The following is a 19,292-nucleotide window of genomic DNA, read 5'->3' as shown; positions in this document are numbered from 1 at the left end:
TCTTCTACGATTGAGAATAAAACAGAAATCAGTACTTTTGTGTATTGATGTATAAAAGCAGAAGAATATGAGCGATAAGATTTTTCCCATCGGCATCCAGAATTTCGAGAAGATTCGTCAAGACGGTTATTTCTACGTTGATAAAACAGCTTTGATGCATAAAATGGTGAAGACCGGCAGTTATTATTTTTTGAGTCGTCCGCGCCGTTTTGGCAAGAGCCTGCTCATCTCTACGTTGGAAGCCTACTTCCAGGGAAAGAAGGAACTGTTCAACGGACTGGCCGTGGAAAAGCTGGAAAAGGATTGGATAGCGCACCCCATACTGCACCTGGATCTCAACATAGAGAAGTATGACAATTTGGAGAGCCTGGAGAAAATCCTGAATGATAATCTGGCCTATTGGGAAAGTCTGTATGGCACCCGCCCGACTGAAACTTCCTTCTCCCTGCGTTTTGCCGGCATCATTCAGCGGGCTTGTGAGCAGACGGGACAACGCGTAGTTATCCTCGTGGACGAGTACGACAAACCCATGCTGCAAGCCATCGGGAACGAAGAACTGCAAAAGCAATTCCGCGATACCCTGAAGCCTTTTTATGGAGCACTCAAGACGAAGGACGGTTATATCAAGTTCGCTCTGCTGACAGGCGTAACCAAATTCGGCAAAGTCAGCGTATTCAGCGACTTGAATAATCTGGATGACATTTCCATGTGGAACGAATACATTGAGATCTGCGGAATCAGCGAACGGGAGATTCACGAGAACCTGGAAGCCGAACTGCATGAATTTGCCGCCGCCCGGGGAGTGACATACGATAAAATCTGTGCTGAACTCAAGGAGAACTATGACGGTTACCATTTCACGCACAATTCTATTGGTATTTATAACCCGTTCAGCCTGCTCAACGCCTTCAAACGCAAAGAGTTCAACAGTTACTGGTTTGAAACCGGAACTCCCACTTATCTGGTGAAGTTATTGAAAAAACACCACTATGACCTGGAACGGATGGCGCACGAAGAAACTGACGTCCAGGTGCTGAACAGCGTAGACTCTGAATCCACCAACCCCATTCCGGTGATTTATCAGAGCGGATATCTTACCATAAAGGGGTATGATGAAGAATTCGGTGTATATCATTTAGGTTTCCCCAACAAGGAAGTAGAGGAAGGATTTATCCGTTTCCTTGTGCCTTTCTATACTAACGTAAGTAAAGTGGAAACCCCGTTTGAAGTTCAGAATTTTGTCCGTGAAATACGTTCGGGCGATTACGACTCCTTCTTCCGTCGCTTGCAGAGTTTCTTTGCCGATACCACTTACGAAGTAATCCGCGAGCAGGAACTGCATTACGAAAATGTGCTCTTCATCGTCTTCAAGCTGGTAGGCTTCTATACCCAAGTAGAGTATAAAACGAACAATGGCCGCGTAGACCTCGTGTTGAAGACGGACAAATTCATTTACATAATGGAGTTCAAACTGGATGGCACTGCCGAAGAGGCTTTACAGCAAATCAACGACAAGCAATATGCACTTCCCTTTGTAGCCGACGGGCGAAAGCTCCTTAAGATAGGAATAAACTTCAGCGCGAAAACCCGGAATATCGAGAAGTGGATAGTTGAATCTTAATTGACGCTTAAAAACTAAGCATCCCCCTATATTTTAATCATTCCAACATGTCAAACGAACTTTCGTACTTTGACATGTTGGAATGATTTTTTTGTGAAATACCCTCCCGTTTCGACGGATTATCAATCCGCTGAACAGCTTTTCTCCAAGAAACTCATTCCCCATGCCCTAATTATCTGATTTATCAACCCGGCAGAACTACGGTTTTACCGACATTACTAATTATAAAAACATAGAGATTATGGCAAACGAAATCAAGTATCAAATCAACGGCCAGTTGGCGGACAACACCGTGACCGTGGACAACAAGGAGGATATGATCCTCGTCCCCGTCTCCATCGGCAACGCGGATGAAAACCGCATCATTGCCGAACTGAAAGCCGAAGACTCCGGTCTGCGCGAGGAAACCATCCGCCACGTCTTCGACCTGCAGAAGCGTGTCATCAAGCGACTGCTGATGACCGGAGTGAGCGTAAACACAGGGTTATACTACGCTTCCGTCAGCTTCCGGGGCATCATAGAGAACTCCACCTGGAATCCGGCAAAGAACTCCATCGTGGTGAACTTCAACGTAGGCGCCGACCTGCGGGAAGCCATCAAGCAAACCACGGTGGGCATTATCGGCGAGAAAGGCAGCGCCATGTACATCGGTGGCGTGCAGGATGCTTCCACCCGTGCACTGGATGCCTCAGCCACGGCAGGACGTGCCTTCACACTTACAGGCGGCAGGCTGAAGGTAGCGGGAACCGACCCGACGGTGGGTATTACCTTGACAAGCAGCAGGGACAAGGAAACCAAAGTGACCGAAGACCTCTGGGTAACGAACGATCCTTCGAAACTGACATTCATTATCCCCGCCGAGTTGGCTGACGGAACGTATGAACTGAAAGTAACCACACAGTTCAGCGGCAACAGTAAGACGCTGCTGAAAGTTCCGCGCAGTGTGACGAAGACCATTTATATCGGTACGGCTCCCTCAGGAGGAGGCAGTAGCAGCGGCGGGGATGGCGGCATAGAGGAAAACCCGTTGGGATAAAATAAGCAACAGCAACCGGCAGCCGTACTGTTACGGGTGCCGTAACCGGTCACTTGCGGGTGGCGTAACAGTACTATTACGACCGGCGTAACTGACCGTTTACGGGTGCTGTAACAGTACGGGCCGATAAAAGCCTTATAATAAGATTATTAACTTTCAAATAAAAGTATAGACAAATGATGAAAAAAAGTAACATGCTTTGGATGCCCGCCCTGCTGGCCCTGCTTGCAGGATGCAGCCAGAACGAGTTGGGTATTGACGACGCTCCCACAGACGGAGCGCAAGGCAAAGAGATCCGTCTCGTATTCAGTGGCGGAGGAGAGTCGCAGGAATACACCCGCGCCATCGCCTCCGAGAGTGAAAACCAGATTGACAATCTGGACATCTATGTGTTTGCCGCCACCGCCGACGGCGGAGACTACCAGTACCTGGAAACGTGGAAAGCCGCCGCGGAAGACAACACCGCAGCCAAAACCTTCAAACTGAGCGGTGCCGGAACCGACCGGAAAGCATCCATCTTCCCCACGGAGCTGAAAGGCATCCCCAACCTGAAACTGTATTGCGTGGCAAACAGCACCACGCTCTACCAGGCTGACGGAAACGCAATCGCTCCCCTGACGGCAGTGACCACCAACGCCGCCACCGGAGCCATCGAGACCGAAGGCACGAAAGCCGGGGATTTCGAAAAGTACTTCACCGCCAAACTCCTCCCGACAGGCACCGCCCTGGGCACCCCGCTAGTGATGACCGGAAGCGGCACGACGAAGATACTGGGCAACATCGCCACGGTGAACATCGAACTCAAACGCCGCGTGAGCCGCTTCGACATCGACAATGAATCCGCCAAGACGGGACTGATTATCGAAAGCGTATCGCTGGGCAACGGACGAAACCAATCCACCGTGATGCCGGGCACGCTGGCAGAACTTGATCCTGCCGGACGCACCGCCAGCCTCATCCAGTACCCCACCGCCGAAGGCAGCTACCTCATGCTGCCCAAAGCCAACCAGGGAGTGACGGAAAGCGCCCTTTATACCTATCCGCTTAAAGATACGGACAAGGCGTTCCTCATCATCAAAGGCAAATACCAGAACCCGATGCAGAAAGACCCCGTTCCGGTGGAGTACCATCTTGATATACAACGGGTTCCCGAAGGTGGCGGTGATCCCACGTTCATGGACATAGTAGCAAACACCCGCTACACCCTTCACATCAAGGAAGTGATGGAAGCCACCATCACCGCTTTCTTCGAAATCGTGGACTGGACCAGCGGCGGCGGAGTCATCATCAAACCCGATAACGCAGCGCCCGTAGTGACTGCACTGAATGTGGAAGGAACCGACACGCCCGTCGCTACCAAGGAAATCAGCGTGACCGCCGACGGCGGGGAGAAAACCATCACACTGACCGCCACGGCCAGCGGTAAAGTACAGCCGAAGTTCAGCACCACAACCGGATGGGACATCGACTGGCTGACGCATGACGAGGCCAGTTATCAGTCGGAAGTGGTAGACGGAGTGATTACCACCACCATGACCTTCAAATACACGCTGACTGATGGAACCCCGTATGTTCCTGTTACATTGACACTTGCCAACGAATCGGCTTCACAGGATGAATCGGTGTACACCAAACTGACCATCGTGCCGCCCGCCACAGCCCCGGTACTGGATTTCGCCACACCGGATGCGGCTACGGGGAACTTCAACCTGTACGATAAGGCAAACAACAAGCTCACTATATATAAGACCAGTAAGAGCCGCATCACGCTCGGAGCAAGCTGTCCCTTCGGTACGAAGTTGGTGTTGCCTAACACGCTTCCCTGGCTGGAGGTATCGAAAGCTACCACAGGTCCGGCATCAAGTGCCACCGGAACTCCCTCCACGGATGTGCATGCAACGACTCCGGTAGAAGAGTACTACACGCTCACACTAAAGGATGTAACGGCAAGCAGTGATGTGAACAGCAAGTTCGAAATCATCAGCCTGGGTGACGACACCAAGAAACTGGAACTGACGGTAGAACTGCTTGACCCTGCCATCACGACGATTGAGCTGACGGGCACTACGGGCGGAGCCGCCTACGCCGACAATAAGATTACCGATGTGCCCCGTACCGCTGCAACCACCGTTGAAGTGAAGGTGACTTCCCCGCAGGGTGTGACGGCGGGCACATTGTCGTCCTGGTTCACCGTTGCAGAGACTTCTGCCTTTACAAGAGACAATCCGACGGATACCACCGGACATCAGACTTTCACCCTGACCGTGAAAGATTCCGTCACCGACTTCACCGCCGCACCGATTGTGCTGAAAAACAATATCTCGGGCATGGAAGACGTGACAGTACTGGTAAGCCCTGCCGCACCTGCCGTTGTTCCTTAATTCAGTAATATAAATCCCGTGAGTTGTCTGTATGGACTATCTCAATTCCCCTCCTCCAGTTGGAGGAGGGGTGCCCTTTAGGGCGGGGTGGTAGGTGGGAAAAGAATTCCTTAGCCTTGTGATTCATAGGTATTCCGTTGTTTTACCTACCACCTCCCTCTACGGGTACTCCTCCTCCCCAGGAGGAGGAGAATTGAGATACTCTTTCAACAATATGAATAACTCGCAAAATATCAGTAAATAACCGATTAATAACAATAAGATCATGATTAAAAACAGAAAACAGTTTTCCGCATGGGTGATAGGCTTGCTTGCCCTCTCACTTGCGGGTTGCAGCGAAGCGGAAGTGCTGCCGGCAACCACTCCCGGCGATGACCCGCTGGCCGGTGACCCCACACGCCGCGAAGTCATCCTCGGCTTCCAGAACAAGCTGAACATAAAGACGGCGGGCGCCGATACCCGTGCCGCTAACGCCCGCGTCGCCACCACCCGTGCCGACGATGCCATCGCCACCACCGAAGAGAATGAAATCACTTCACTGGACATCTATGTGTTCTCCTCGGACAAGGAGGAAGGCCCGTACACCTATCAGGAACGGTTCTGCTACCGCGCAGATGGTTCCACCGTCCCCAACGCGACCAAAATCATCCTGACCGTGGAAGGCAACAACGTGGCACTCGCCACCCTGCGCCCCAAGAAAGGCCTGTTCACCAAGTTCTACTGCATTGCCAACCAGCCGAAACTGCTGAAAGCCGGAGCGGAATACACCGTTTTCACCCCGCTGGAACAAAGTTCCCCGGGTGCGGATTACAACGTCGTGACGAAGGCGGGTGTACCGACCGAAACAGATTTCCTCACCTTCACCACCCCGTTGCTGGACCCTGCCGAAGCCACCGACATATTGCTGACACCCCTGCCGATGGTAGGTTCTTATAGCCCCGCGCTCGACTTGCGGGACATCAGCATGGGTTCACGTACCCGCATCAACATGACGCTGTCGCGTATCGTCTCCCGTTTCGACATCATCAATGACGAGAAGCTCTCGCATCTCACCATTACCGGCGTATCGATGGGACACGGCCGCAAAGGGGTTACTTTCTTCCCGGTGGTTCCTGTGGAGGATGCAGACCCTACTAAGACGCTCATCACCTATCCCGACCGTGACTTTGACGGTGCCGATGCCAATAAAGGCACGCAGACAGGTGCTTTCTACAGTTATCCCAGCCCGATTGCGGACAAGGGGTATCTGATTATCAAGGGCAAGTATGCGCTGAACATGACGGACATGCCGCAGGAGGTGAGTTACATGGTGGATTTTGAACAGTCGGTAGCGGGTACGGGCGGTTACATCGAGGTGAAGCCCAACCACCGGTACACGGTTCGCATCACGGATGCCGACCCGTTCAAGCTGGATGTCAACATTACCGTCTCGGACTGGACGGACGGCGGGGATTTCGAGTATCAGCCGGAAAACGAACTGGTTATCGGGACACTGGCGGCAGAACCGGCAGGTGCAACCGCTATTGAGAATAACAATACGGCTACCGTCTCCCCGGATGAGACCGAATATTTCAGCATCCCTTTCACCAGTAATTCGGAAGCGGAATGCAGCATTGTCTATACTAGTTCTCCGGGCGGAAGTGCCGAGTGGTTGAAGACGGAAATCACGAAGGATGTGGTGACCCGTGCAGGGTCAACGTCCTATACCTGCAAGGTGTCAAAGAACACCGGATATTCAGGCAATCTGTTCCCTAAAGCCATCATTGTATTGCGCAGCAAGGCGGGACGTGAGGAGAGCCAGATTGTAGTGAAAGCCTCAGTAGGAGTGCCTACGGTTGCAGCGGCGACAGGTACGCCGTCGGAACCGGCTGGAGTTAATTCTTATGTGGCAGGAAGTGAAGCGCCAGATGTGGCAACCGGAGTGCTCAGTATGCAGAAACAGGAGAATGCGGGCACTACTTCGTCCATGAAACTGACCGTGACCGCCAAAGGGGGAAGCCGGATTTCCGGTCTGCCCGCCTGGCTGAAAGCGGACAAGACGGTGGGACATGCCACCGAAGCCGTGGACTACACCTTTACTCTGGATCAGAATGCAAAGGGGTTCCCGACAGGACCATTCCCAGCCGATGGGGCGGCGACCTTTGAAATCCAGAATCTTTCGGATGCGGCTAAGAAGGTGACGGTAACGGTGAATGTGACGGAAGCTGCGGCACCGTAAAGAAAGGACAAGGAACAATGAAAAAGGTCTTTGTTACATAAGAAAAAACTTTTGAAAATAAAGAATCGGGTAGGAAGAGAACGAAGGGGTTTTCTTCCTACTCTTGTTTTAGGGAACAAAAGAAATCGAAGATATTCTTATGCCATTCGGCCTGTTTTTATTTCATTCTGCAAAAAGTCATATACATAGTGGGAACCCTGTATATGGCTTCGACTTACTAAAATCAATTCGTCCTATTTCTACATTTGATCCGTGGTATAATTTTATGCCAAAACTCCGGCATCACTATTGCTATGCCGGAGTTTTTTTTAATGCTTATGATAACTGGAATATCTTCAAATCATCCTCCACATCGCTGATAGTGCCTATCTGGAAAGTATCTACCAGCACCTTCGCTACATTAGGCGACAGGAATGCCGGCAACGTAGGTCCTAAATGAATCTTCTTCACACCCAGGCTTAACAGTGCCAATAAAACAATGACCGCCTTTTGTTCGTACCAGGCAATGTTATATACAATAGGAAGTTCATTAATATCGTTCAGTTCGAACACTTCCTTCAATTTCATTGCGATGACTGCCAAAGAGTAACTGTCGTTACACTGTCCGGCATCCAACACACGCGGAATGCCATTGATGTCACCCAAAGGCAATTTATTGTAACGATACTTGGCACAACCTGCAGTCAGAATAACCGTATCTTTGGGTAATGCCTTGGCAAACTCAGTATAGTAATCACGACTCTTCATACGTCCGTCACACCCTGCCATCACTACAAATTTACGAATAGCTCCGCTCTTCACAGCATCCACCACTTTGTCCGCCAGTTGCAACACCTGATTATGAGCAAATCCACCGATAATCTCACCATGTTCTATTTCCGTAGGCGGCTGGCATTGCTTAGCAATTTCTATAATTTCAGAGAAGTCTTTTTTGCCTTCGGCATCTGCCTGAATATACTTGCAACCGGGGTATCCAGTGGAGTTTGTAGTGAACATACGTTCTTTGTATTCAGCATTTGCTAACGGGGGAACAATACAGTTCGTAGTGAACAGGATAGGGCCATTAAAGGTGGTGAACTCTTCACGTTGTTTCCACCACGCATTTCCATAGTTGCCCACAAAGTGAGAGTATTTCTTGAAAGCGGGATAATAGTGAGCAGGAAGCATTTCGCTATGCGTATATACATCCACACCTGTGCCTTCGGTTTGTTTCAGCAACTCTTCCATGTCTTTCAGGTCGTGTCCGCTTATCAGGATGCCCGGACGCTTTCCTACCCCGATATTTACTTTGGTAATCTCCGGATTACCGTAACGACTGGTGTTCGCCTTATCCAGCAGAGCCATGGTCTTCACGCCATATTCTCCGGTTTGTAGCACCATCTTCACCCATTCGTCTGCTGAGAGTGATTTTGCAGCGCTGGCAGCCAAAGCATGTTGCATAAAAGTGTGAATAGAGGCATCATCATAACCCAGGCGCATAGCATGTTCCAGATAAGCAGCCATACCTTTTAATCCATAAGTCATCAACTCTTTCAGAGAGCGCAGGTCTACGTCCGGCTCACGCAACACACCAACCGTTTCCGCCTTAGAAGCATATTCTTCACGACCACCCTGCCATTGCAGTTCGTCAATTGCCGGCAGAGAAATGCCCTTATTCCCTGCTTCTTCCATCAACCGATTGCGCAATTCCATACCTTTATCAACCCTGCGGAGAATACTTTCATCATCGAAATTCGCATTCGTAATAGTGCAGAACAAAGAATCTACAACGAAACTATTCACCTCAGGAGATACAGCATGTCCGGCATTCCTCAGTTCATCAGCGACTACTGATACACCACGCACTACAAACATCAGCAAATCCATTGCTTTTGCCGTATGACTCTCTTTTCCACACACACCTTTCAGGATGCAACCTGTTCCTTTCATGGTTTCCTGACATTGATAACAAAACATTTTAGCTTCCATCATCTTATTCTTTTTATTTAGTTATAAAATACATTTGCACCTTCTTCAAAGAAGATAAGCGACATCTCAGCATAACTTTTTCATGTGAGCATGAAAGTTCTGCATTCGATTTGCATTATCTTTGTGCAAAGATGGAGTGTTTACTGCAGGTAAATTGTCACCTATGTTACACCCAATCACAAAAAACTTAAAAAGAATGGAACCACATGTATTATTGCAGATGCCATTGTTTCAAGGCATAACAGAAGAAGCGCTGTTGCGGTTCATCCTGTCGCACCAACATACACTTAAATCTTATAAACCGGGAGATTTCATAGCCTTACAAGGAGACATATACCGCTCACTCTACATCCTGTGCAACGGAACCGTCCGCACACAGATGGTCAGTGCCGAAGGAAAGCAACTGACCATAGAGACCTTGCGGGCTCCCAAGCTCCTTGCCCCTGCATTCATTTTTGCATCCGAAAACCGTTTCCCGGTAAATATCGAAACCCTGGAAGCTGCCGAAGTACTTATCCTGAACAAAGATGCATTCCTGGAATTCATGCACCAGCATCCGATAGTCATGCAAAATTTCCTGAAACTGATATCCGACCGCAGCCTCTTCCTCTCCAAAAAGCTGAATGAGTTTGCCTTACAAAGTCTGAAATCACGCTTACTTAATTACATAAAAATGCACGGCATCCTCACCTCGCAACAGGAAGTTGCACACATACTTGGAGTGGCTCGCCCCTCATTGGCACGTGCCTTATCCGAGCTGACCAACGAAGGTTGCATACTGATGGAGGGAAAGGAAATGCGGATTGACGAGAAAAATGCAAAGAAATATCTATAGGTTCAAGAATTCTTACCTTTACATTGCACGGCATTTGCATATAATTCTTATATTTGCACAACCAAACATCTAATTCCCAATGAAGAAAATCACTTTAACCGATAAGCATCAAGAGTTACTGTTCCAGATACCCCTGTTCCGGGACCTACCCTTGAACATCAAGCACTCATTGCTCGACAAACTCGACATCTCATTGTATGAAATCAACAAGAAAGATATAATCGCCACCCAAGGCACACTCTGCAAAAAGCTATATGTATTGCTGGAAGGAAAACTGCGCGTGGATATCATTGACGGACTGGGAAATGAGGTCATGATAGAATACATCATAGCCGCACGGGCATTCGCCACTCCACACCTGTTCAGTACTGACGGAGTATTACCAGCTACATTCACGGCAATAGAAGATGGCATTCTCTTTACCGCCAGCAAAGAGTCCATGTTTAAGTTGATTAGCCAGGAGCCGAAGATATTGCATAATTTCCTTTGTATCACGGGGAATTGCAATGTCTGTACAGTAACGCGCCTGAAAACGCTTTCACGGAAAACTGTACGGGAACGCTTTGTAGTCTATCTGTTGGAACACAGGAAAAAGAATACTACGACGGTCAACATTATACATAACCAGGCCACACTTGCCGAATATCTGAACGTAACCCGCCCGGCACTGTCGAAGGAAATCAATAAGATGATAAAGGAAAGAATTATAGAAATGGAAGGAAAAACAGTACGGATTCTGGATGAAGCATTATTAGAAAAGTACGTATAAGATACCTCCTATACGTACTTTCATTCTATATTATCTTACCACTTTACAAACAATACACGGGGATTGATATTTACTGAAACCCAGCCCCAGTCTTGCCAGCTTTTGTGATTACCGCCTTTCACTACGTCCATAGTCTCTGTTCCGCGCATAATAGAATATCCGGCAGAGAGTTTCACATCTTTCATCACCGACCAGTTGATCTGGTAATCCATTTCCGAACCTAATGCTTTCTTCAAGCCCGATAATTTTGCCGCTGTAGAGAAGTGATGATAGTTCAAGTCCATATCCACCTTATCGGAAGCACGGAAACGAACGCCCAGACGCTTGTCAAACAAACCGGGAGCATACCCGGATACAAAGTCGGAAGCATAGAAATAATCCATGGCACCATAGAATTTATGGTGCGTGCCATACAGAGGGTTGAAGGCTTTATATTTATCGCTACCACCGCTGTTGCCACTCAGATAATCGGCGCTTGCCACTATCGTCCAAGTAGGTTCAAGGCTGCTCGATGCGAAAGCATAAGCCACTTGCAGGCTTGCCATAAAAGCGGATACTTTCTGCACATTTTGGTTCTTGCCCGTCTGATAATAGAAGGCTCCGATTACATCCCATACGTTTATCTTGCAGGTTATATAAGTTCCCATCGTTTGCAGATAACGGGTGTGAGATTCTTTAGTAGCGGCATCACCGGTTTCCAACCCCAGATTCATGAACAATAAAGATGCATCGAAAGAAGTATAGCTGGAGAAATAATGATACCAGAACGTCTGCATATTCTTATAGGGCTGCGCGCCGTTTTGCTGATAGTAGGTACCGCCTATTTTAGTCTCATCATTCTGATTGAAGGCAAGAATAAGATGCAGTTGATTGTTGGGGTTGGCATACCCCAGTTTCAATGCATCATGGTAGCGTCCGGCTATGTTCCAGTCCAATCCTCCCAAAATACGCTCGTCATCATAAACAAGGCTTTGACGTCCCAGTCGGGCAAAGAAACCTTTGCCGAAGTTCAGTTTGGCCCATGCCTCGTTCATAATGAAACGGCCGTTCTTGTCAATCTGAGGGTCTTGTCCCCATACACCGACGTGCTGTGCAGAGATTTTCATCTGCAAGTCGGAACGCTTGTACTCCATAGAGAGGCGTGCACGGTTGTTGATGAAACCCGCAGGCTCCTCCCCTTCATTGCGGGGAACCAAAGCACCGTTACGATACTCCGCGCGGGGTCTGATTTGGATAGACATTGAAAAATCATTCTCTTTTTCTGTAGTTTGCGTATACGCCATGCTTGGCAAAAGCATGAGAAGCATTGCCCAATAAGTAGTTTTCATAATGATTATCAGTTTAAATTATAAGTATGAATACTTGCTCCCTGTGCGGAAGGCAGGTAGTTGATGCCATACCAGCACATTTGCAGTAATACAAATGATATCAGAAGTAGAATTAAAGCCCTGCGATGCAGTAGCGGTTTGCCGAGACGGAAATGTACATATATAAGGTAAGAGAACCAGGTGGCAGCCGCCCATGTTTCTTTCGGGTCCCACGACCAGTAATGTCCCCAAGCCTCCTTAGCCCACACAGCGCCCGAAAGCATGCCCAAAGTCATAAATGCCAGACCTACGTAAGTCAGGTTATCGCACAAGTCCATTTCCCGGCTCTCAATCGGTTTCTTCTTGAACCATAGCAGATAGATGGCCATCACCGCAGCCGCTCCCAACATGGCATAAGCAAACATATACACTATGACGTGCGGCGTAAACCACGGACTTTGCAAAGCAGGCATCAGGGTTTTGTTGTGTATCTCCGGTTTGAAGATATTGATACAGATAAATACCAGCGACAGGATAAAACTGAAACTAAGTATCCACTTATACCTCCAGCGACTATAAGTGATAAGTCCGGCCAACGGAAGAAAGAAAGAATACCACAGGCGGGTCTCCCCCATCGTCCGCATAGGCGGGCGTTCCAGTGAACTCCACATACCCACAATGAAGCAAAAGAAGATGGCAAGTCCTATCAGAGTAAGCCCGCCTACTATCGCCGGTTTCCTCCCACGCCAGGCGGCAAAAGCGCCGAAGCCCCAGAAGTGCAGGGCAGCAATGGCAAACGGTACAAAATAATCCCACGTCATTCAGTGTCCTCCTCTTTTCTCTTTTGTGCGTTAATAAACAGACAGACAGCGCCGAGCATCATCATAACGATACCTGTGTAAACAGCCGGCAACCACGGGTCGCGAACCAACTCGAAAACACTGATGTCGCTCCAGCGTCCCTTCGTGTCATCATAACTCAATTGGTAAATATTCCATCCCGCCACATTCAGGGGGTGGTTCACTGCAATCGTATCTTCCACTTGCTTGCCGTCTTCCGTATAGACTTTCACTGTCGATGCAAAGCGTTGCGGCTCACGCTCCGGCATGATAAGGCTTGTCAATGAGTCAAGGCGCAATGCCTTATAAGGGAAAATGAAACTGCCGCAACTCACCCAACCTTCTTTCGCAGCTTTCGTCTTCTTGTTCAGAGCTTGCAGGTAAACGGCATACGTGGCACCTACGGAATGGAATTCGGTAAATTTCAATGTATCTTCCGTAGCAACGGAGGCTGCCCACGGAATAGTCTGCCGGATGGATATCAACCAATCAGCCAATTGCCCGTCCGTCACGCCTTCTTCCAGCAACAGATGTTCCGGTGTTTTTTCGGGTAATGTGCGTCCTGTTTCGTTGTCAATCAGCATCAGTTTCGGAGGATATTCGTCAATCGTGAAGTCTTTCAACTCGATGGCGAGTGGAAGTTCTATCAACTTGCCGTGTTCATCGGTTGCCCGCCACTCGGCATTGTCTATACGGGTAGTCATCCGCAGCCTGTGCATATCGGCGTTGCCTAACGTGGCCGTAACCAAAGCAATGAACAGCCCGGCATGATTCAGCAGAAAAGAGAGCTTCTTCCACCTGAAAGGAAATCCTGCACGGAGCGTAGTCAGTCCCAACACCGTCACCAACCATATATAGAGCAATACAAAAGGCCATGCCGAAAGCATCCGCGAGAAGCCTAACACATCCGCCGGATGGCCGGAAGGTGCTTGGCGAATAAGTCCCATCACCACCGTAATGCCCGCCACCCACAGAAGGGAAGACACCGCCGCCGTATAATGACTCATCCATCCAAAGAAATAAACACGCTTGCGCAGGCAATGCATAGCTACTATCCCACCCAGATACACCACCAATACAATGATGTTCACCGGGTAAGCGAACAAACTCCAGTTTATTTCGCCTATAGTCACCTGCAATAGCAGACCTGTTATAAGCAGACCTGCGCCAATCAAGCAGCCTTCTTTATATCCCCACGGTCTGTTCCACATATGCCTCTTTCTTATTTCTGAGCCAGACGACCGTTAGCTTTTGCTTTCTCCAACCAGGCGGGTACGGTGGTCTTCAGGAACTTGTCCTTAGCAGCTCTTTCCGCATCCATATCCAGGCCGATATAGCGTTGTGCCTTGTCCTTAGTAGAGATGTCCGGCATGGGCACATCATCCGTATAGCCGTGTTTGGCCAGTACTTTCGATACAGCCAGACGGGCCTGCATAGCCTTGTCCAGTCCGTGCGAAAGGATACGCTGGATTTCCTGCGGAGCATGGAACGAGCCACCGTGAGAAGCCACACCAAAATCCCAACGCCACTGAGCCTGGCGGATAAGGGCAAGTACATCCTTCATTTGGTCGTCCGTAGCCCCTTTGTCCCAGGCAAACTTAGCCTCGATGTGAGCTTTGGCAAGTTCCTGCTCCAGGCGATTACGGATTTCGTTAGCCTTACGCTGACGCTCGTACACATTATTACGCAATGTTGCCTCACTCTCACGGTGGCAAGTCTGACAAGTGCGGTCAATCATCGCCAACGGGCTTTGTATGTGATGGTCGCTGAACTTCACGCCCCCCTCACTTTTATAAGGCATGTGACAATCGGCACAAGAGACACCTCTCTGCCCATGAATACCCATCTGGGCAATTTCATAATCGGGATGCTGTGCTTTCAGTATCGGTGCGCGGCTCAACTTATGAATATAGTCATAGAAACCTTCATTATCATAATAAGCCTCCATATCTTCCACTGTGAAGCCTTTATCCCAGGGGAAAGTCAGATATTTGCCATCCCCCTTGAAGTAATATTCCACATGGCACTGCGCACATACCAGCGAACGCATTTCCTGCGGAGTAGCTTTCGTGATGTCCCTTCCCTGGCGTGCGAAAGCCTCCATCAAAGCCGGACGGCTGATATGCAGATTCATATTCTCCGGTTCATGGCAATCGGCGCATCCGATAGGATTCACTATTTCAGAACCCATAGCGCCCCACTTATTATTATAGAAAGCATCCACACCAACGGCTTCCATCATGCGGGGAACATCCGGACTCTTGCACGTCCAACAAGTAGAGGGCTGCGGGCCGTCTTCCGCCGTGGCAGGCGCACCCGTACGGAGGCTTGCCGTGATGTCTTCAATCGCATGCATGTGTCCGCGGGGAGTGGAATAATCTTTAGAGAAAGCATATCCCGCCCACAAAACTACCATTTCGGGACGTTGCTCCAACACATCAACGGCAATGTTTCCGTTGAACTCGCTTTGGAAATCAGTCTTTGCCGTCTCCGTCCAGGTCTGATATTCACGGGGGAAATCATCTTTAAAGACTTCATTACGGGCTTCGATGCCTGTAATGACGGTCTTGCGGTTATTGAACACGCTTGCCAGTTCCGCCCGTCGCTCTGTCAGTGCGGAAACACATAATCCTAATACAAACACGACCACCATCGAACCGCCGAACAGCAGCCAGCCTTGCCATGATTTCAATTTCTTTTCCATACGTATATTGATTTTATTTCATTTTCATTATTTCTTCAGCATCTTTTGCAGCCACTCCGGCACGGGCGACTCGGGATAAGGAACCAACGCATTGGGCGTAGCCGACAATGAGTTCTTTCCACCATGCGGCACATCGCGGTGGCAGTCCCAGCAAGCCTTGCCCTCTCCCACCTGAGACATCATGTAGTCTATCTTCCCGGTCTTCACGAACTCCGTGTTCAGTTGCGTATGGCAACGGATGCAGTTGTTCATGATTACCTCCGAACTGGCCGCATGAGCCTTGATAACCTGCGGCTCGCTCTTGGTGAGAAAAGCCGCCACGTGCTTCATACCGTCCATCCCTTTGAACGTCCATTTCTTGACGGCGTTCTCATGAGGAACATGACAATCATTACAAGTGGCATCACGACTATGCGAGCTGTGAAACCAAGTGGCATAATAAGGTGCCATGATGTGGCAGTTCACGCATGCCGACGGATCATCCCCCAGATAGGTATGCGCCCGCAGCAGATACATGAACAAACCTCCCCCGCCTACCACAATACCGCAGATAATTATTGCAGCCACTTTCCATTTGTACGAAGGTAAAAACCTGTTTATAAATGACAATTTCTTCATAGGAAAAAGTATTTTTCACAAAAGTAGCGGCTTTATTTTATAAAAAGTGTAATAAAGATTACTATTTTATTAGTGTCTTGCGCTATCTTTACATAGTTCCATTGAGTAAAAGTTAAGTCTCATCCGTATATCTTCAATAAACACTTAATGTAATTATAGAATATGAGAGTAGTAAGTTTATTGATATGCCTTTTCATTTCAGGAATATTGCAGGCGCAGAAAGGCCATATCACCTTTCAACAACAGTTACCGGACAGCCACCCGCGCTATCTGACGGATGCCAACGGCAAAAGCGAAACCCTCCATCTGATAAAGACGGAAGCCTGGGCAAAAGATGTATTTGAAAAGTTGAAAAGACGAACGGACATCTACGCCAACCTGACAGACGCCCAACCGGATTGGTTGCTCTCCCGCCTTGCCATGTATTGGCAATCGCATGCCACGGACGTATATATAAAAGGTGAAACCTTCGACCATGCCGGAGGTGAAAAAGCCCCGGCACCCACCGTAAGATATACAGGTACGCGCGGCACCTTCGCCACCCACGGACGCCCGCGACTGGAAGACGTCGTACCCTACGATGACACCGACGGCAACGTCACCTTCTGCAACAACGCCTTGCCCGGACGTCCGATGGAAAGCGTACACCCCTCCAAGACCGGACGGAACATAGAGAGCCTGAACCGTGAAATCATGGGTATCGCCCGTGACGCCGCCTTTCTCTATTGGCTGACCGGAGAAGAAAGATATGCAAAACTCGCCGCCGGAGTATTCGATACCTATATGACCGGCATCTATTACCGGAATGTTCCCATCGACCTCAACCACGGCCATCAGCAAACGCTGGTAGGAATGAGTTCTTTTGAGGTTATTCACGAAGATATTCTTTATGATATCGTTCCCCTTTACGATTTCCTGTATGACTACCTGAATGCCCGGCATACTGACAAAATGGATATATACGCAGAAGCTTTCAAGAAATGGGCGGACAATATCATTGCCAACGGTGTTCCTCACAACAACTGGAACCTGATGCAGGCTCGCTATGTCATGAATATTGGCATGATACTGGAAAACAATAAGCAATATGCCGATGGTAAAGGGCGTGAATATTACATCGACTATGTGCTCAACCGTTCCAGTATCCGCCAATGGAGTCTGACTAAATTAGCCGATTATGGCTTCGACCCTCAGACCGGCATCTGGGCGGAATGTCCCGGATACTGCAACGTCGTTCTGAACGATTACACCAGCTTCGCCACCCTCTTCGACCGCAATCTGAACTTTGATTTAGTAAAGGCATTGCCCGTCATTTCCAAAGCCGTGTCCGCCACCCCGCAGTATCTCTTCCCCAACCGGATGTTATGTGGCTTCGGTGACACCCACCCGGGTTATCTGAACACCGCCCCCATCTCCCGCCTGATACAGAATGCGCAACATAATGGTAAGAAGGAGCAGGAAGACTACTTCACCGCCATGCTGAAATGCTTCAACCCCAATGCCGGACAAGAGACAGGGATGAAAAAGGATGTACGCGTCTCCGTCAACTCCTTCTTTGACGACAAACCGCTGGAGCTGACCCCCGCCATAGAAGCCGGAAAGATAGAAGATTACGTTTCTCCCCTCTTCTATGCCCCCAACGTCTCCTGGCTGATGCAGCGCAACGGTATGCATCCGCGCCACAGCCTGATGATTTCTCTGAATGCAAGCGAAGGCAACCACATGCACGCCAACGGCATATCCATGGAATTGTACGGAAAAGGCTATGTTCTCGGCCCCGATGCAGGCATCGGCCTCTACGGTTACAGCGGACTGGATTATCTGGAATATTATTCCCAGTTCCCCAGCCATAACACCGTATGCGTGGACGGCATTTCCAGTTATCCGGTCATGAAGAGCAATCACTCTTTCGACCTGAAATCCAGCTTCCCCGCCCCCGCCGAACCGGGCAGCGCATTCACACCCGTCACTTACAGTGATGTCTACTTCCGCGAACCCGAAAGCCGCGCCGACCAGACCCGCCTGATGGGTATCGTCACCACCGGCCCCGAAACCGGTTATTACGTAGACATCTTCCGTAGCCGCAAAGAGCAGGGCGGTGACAAGATGCACGATTACTTCTACCATAACCTGGGACAGACATTAACCCTGACCGCCGCCGACGGCTCGGACCTAAACCTGCAACCCACGGAAGAGTTAGCCTTTGCCGGTGCCCACCTGTATGCCTATTCTTATATATATGATAAGAAATCGGCCGCCACCGATAAAGACATCAAAGCCACATTCACCATCGACATGCCCGACAACGATGACATCTCCATGAATCTCTGGATGAAGGGAGAGGCCGAACGGGAAGTCTTCACCGCCCTGTCGCCCATGACGGAAGGCTTGAGCCGCACTCCGGGTATGCCTTATAACATAAAAGAGCAACCTACGCTGACCTTCGTAGCCCGACAGAAAGGAGAAGCCTGGAACCGTCCGTTCGTAGCCGTCTACGAACCCTCGTCACAGAAAGAACCCGGCTGCATTTCCGAAGTCAGCTTCCCCGAAGTAAACAGCAAAAATAAGAATAGTGCCGTCAGCGTATGCGTCAGACAAAAAGACGGACGCACCGACTATATCCTTTCTTCCGACCGCCCGGAAGAAACATGCACCAGCGGAAATATGAGTGCACAAGCCACTTATGCGTTATGGGGCAACAAACAAGGAAATGACTGCACGCTGTTCTTGGGCAACGGTACCTTGTTGAGTACTCCTAACATAATCATCAAGTCGGCCACTCCTGCCAATGTACTGCTGGAATATAAAAACGGAACCTGGCACTATACAGCATCTGCCGACTGCACCGTCAGCCTAAACAAGAAAACATATAGGCTGAAAGCTGTTTCAGAAGCAACAAAGTTGAAATAGGCAATACATTTCCAGTCGTTTTGTTGAGATAAATCAACACCACGGGTCATTTTACAACTATCTGATTATCAATAACGTAAAATGAC

13 protein-coding genes are annotated in these 19,292 nt (G+C 49.3%); 7 read left to right on the top strand and 6 right to left on the bottom strand.

What is annotated here, in order from left to right; translation table 11 throughout:
* The first annotated feature begins 67 nt into the window (after positions 1 to 67).
* The 4 genes from BUC01_RS03715 to BUC01_RS03700 all read left to right on the top strand — a co-directional run bounded on the left by BUC01_RS03715 (position 68) and on the right by BUC01_RS03700 (position 7,256).
* Positions 68 to 1,621 (top strand): ATP-binding protein, encoded by a 1,554-nt coding sequence (locus BUC01_RS03715; protein ID WP_025832819.1) that lies wholly within the window; start codon positions 68 to 70, stop codon positions 1,619 to 1,621.
* A 241-nt stretch (positions 1,622 to 1,862) separates the two neighbouring features.
* Positions 1,863 to 2,657 (top strand): DUF4469 domain-containing protein, encoded by a 795-nt coding sequence (locus BUC01_RS03710; RefSeq protein ID WP_081795815.1) that lies wholly within the window; start codon positions 1,863 to 1,865, stop codon positions 2,655 to 2,657.
* A gap of 176 nt (positions 2,658 to 2,833) precedes the next feature.
* Complete coding sequence (locus BUC01_RS03705; protein WP_025832817.1) at positions 2,834 to 5,038, top strand: hypothetical protein; 2,205 nt, start codon at positions 2,834 to 2,836, stop codon at positions 5,036 to 5,038.
* 265 nt (positions 5,039 to 5,303) lie between these two features.
* Positions 5,304 to 7,256 carry a fimbrial protein gene (locus BUC01_RS03700; protein ID WP_025832816.1) on the top strand — a complete coding sequence of 651 codons (1,953 nt, stop codon included), beginning with the start codon at positions 5,304 to 5,306 and terminating at the stop codon, positions 7,254 to 7,256.
* A 315-nt stretch (positions 7,257 to 7,571) separates the two neighbouring features.
* Here BUC01_RS03700 and hcp read toward each other — a convergent pair whose 3' ends face one another.
* Positions 7,572 to 9,224: a hydroxylamine reductase gene (gene hcp, locus BUC01_RS03695; protein ID WP_025832815.1), complete on the bottom strand. Its 1,653-nt coding sequence runs from the start codon at positions 9,222 to 9,224 to the stop codon at positions 7,572 to 7,574.
* Positions 9,225 to 9,420: 196 nt separating this feature from the next.
* Between hcp and BUC01_RS03690 the strand changes: the two genes are divergently transcribed.
* The gene (locus BUC01_RS03690) at positions 9,421 to 10,059 is read left to right on the top strand and encodes a Crp/Fnr family transcriptional regulator (RefSeq protein WP_025832814.1); all 639 of its coding nucleotides are present in this window, start codon (positions 9,421 to 9,423) and stop codon (positions 10,057 to 10,059) included.
* Between the two features lie 79 nt (positions 10,060 to 10,138).
* A complete protein-coding gene (locus BUC01_RS03685) occupies positions 10,139 to 10,828 on the top strand; it encodes a Crp/Fnr family transcriptional regulator (protein WP_025832813.1) in 690 nt (229 codons plus the stop codon).
* 35 nt (positions 10,829 to 10,863) lie between these two features.
* Here BUC01_RS03685 and BUC01_RS03680 read toward each other — a convergent pair whose 3' ends face one another.
* Genes BUC01_RS03680 through nrfH form a run of 5 tightly spaced genes read right to left on the bottom strand, consistent with a single transcriptional unit; the run spans position 10,864 to position 16,296 of the window.
* On the bottom strand, positions 10,864 to 12,156 hold the full coding sequence (locus BUC01_RS03680; RefSeq protein ID WP_025832812.1) for an alginate export family protein: 1,293 nt from the start codon (positions 12,154 to 12,156) through the stop codon (positions 10,864 to 10,866).
* An 8-nt stretch (positions 12,157 to 12,164) separates the two neighbouring features.
* Positions 12,165 to 12,956 carry a cytochrome c biogenesis protein CcsA gene (gene ccsA / locus BUC01_RS03675; protein ID WP_025832811.1) on the bottom strand — a complete coding sequence of 264 codons (792 nt, stop codon included), beginning with the start codon at positions 12,954 to 12,956 and terminating at the stop codon, positions 12,165 to 12,167.
* Positions 12,953 to 14,185, bottom strand: a complete 1,233-nt coding sequence (locus BUC01_RS03670) for a cytochrome c biogenesis ResB family protein (RefSeq protein ID WP_025832810.1) — start codon at positions 14,183 to 14,185, stop codon at positions 12,953 to 12,955. Before BUC01_RS03670 ends, ccsA begins: the two co-directional genes overlap by 4 nt.
* A gap of 11 nt (positions 14,186 to 14,196) precedes the next feature.
* Complete coding sequence (gene nrfA, locus BUC01_RS03665) at positions 14,197 to 15,678, bottom strand: ammonia-forming cytochrome c nitrite reductase (protein WP_025832809.1); 1,482 nt, start codon at positions 15,676 to 15,678, stop codon at positions 14,197 to 14,199.
* Between the two features lie 27 nt (positions 15,679 to 15,705).
* Entirely contained in the window at positions 15,706 to 16,296 is a 591-nt protein-coding gene (nrfH, locus tag BUC01_RS03660) for a cytochrome c nitrite reductase small subunit (RefSeq protein WP_025832808.1), read from the bottom strand.
* 162 nt (positions 16,297 to 16,458) lie between these two features.
* Here nrfH and BUC01_RS03655 point away from each other — a divergent pair, with 162 nt between their 5' ends.
* Positions 16,459 to 19,206: an endo-acting ulvan lysase-like protein gene (locus BUC01_RS03655; protein WP_025832807.1), complete on the top strand. Its 2,748-nt coding sequence runs from the start codon at positions 16,459 to 16,461 to the stop codon at positions 19,204 to 19,206.
* The last annotated feature ends 86 nt before the right edge of the window (positions 19,207 to 19,292 follow it).

Source organism: Bacteroides stercorirosoris (assembly GCF_900142015.1).
Taxonomy (GTDB): Bacteria; Bacteroidota; Bacteroidia; order Bacteroidales; family Bacteroidaceae; genus Bacteroides; species Bacteroides stercorirosoris.
Note: the sequence above shows the minus strand (reverse complement) of the source record. Positions and strands in the feature narration are given on the sequence as shown.

Coding starts and splice junctions, on each gene's coding strand:
- BUC01_RS03700 (WP_025832816.1), top strand. CDS start 5,304: ATGATTAAAAACAGAAAACAGTTTTCCGCATGGGTGATAGGCTTGCTT.
- BUC01_RS03670 (WP_025832810.1), bottom strand. CDS start 14,185: ATGTGGAACAGACCGTGGGGATATAAAGAAGGCTGCTTGATTGGCGCA.
- nrfA (WP_025832809.1), bottom strand. CDS start 15,678: ATGGAAAAGAAATTGAAATCATGGCAAGGCTGGCTGCTGTTCGGCGGT.
- BUC01_RS03705 (WP_025832817.1), top strand. CDS start 2,834: ATGATGAAAAAAAGTAACATGCTTTGGATGCCCGCCCTGCTGGCCCTG.
- BUC01_RS03685 (WP_025832813.1), top strand. CDS start 10,139: ATGAAGAAAATCACTTTAACCGATAAGCATCAAGAGTTACTGTTCCAG.
- BUC01_RS03680 (WP_025832812.1), bottom strand. CDS start 12,156: ATGAAAACTACTTATTGGGCAATGCTTCTCATGCTTTTGCCAAGCATG.
- BUC01_RS03655 (WP_025832807.1), top strand. CDS start 16,459: ATGAGAGTAGTAAGTTTATTGATATGCCTTTTCATTTCAGGAATATTG.
- BUC01_RS03715 (WP_025832819.1), top strand. CDS start 68: ATGAGCGATAAGATTTTTCCCATCGGCATCCAGAATTTCGAGAAGATT.
- nrfH (WP_025832808.1), bottom strand. CDS start 16,296: ATGAAGAAATTGTCATTTATAAACAGGTTTTTACCTTCGTACAAATGG.
- ccsA (WP_025832811.1), bottom strand. CDS start 12,956: ATGACGTGGGATTATTTTGTACCGTTTGCCATTGCTGCCCTGCACTTC.
- hcp (WP_025832815.1), bottom strand. CDS start 9,224: ATGGAAGCTAAAATGTTTTGTTATCAATGTCAGGAAACCATGAAAGGA.
- BUC01_RS03690 (WP_025832814.1), top strand. CDS start 9,421: ATGGAACCACATGTATTATTGCAGATGCCATTGTTTCAAGGCATAACA.
- BUC01_RS03710 (WP_081795815.1), top strand. CDS start 1,863: ATGGCAAACGAAATCAAGTATCAAATCAACGGCCAGTTGGCGGACAAC.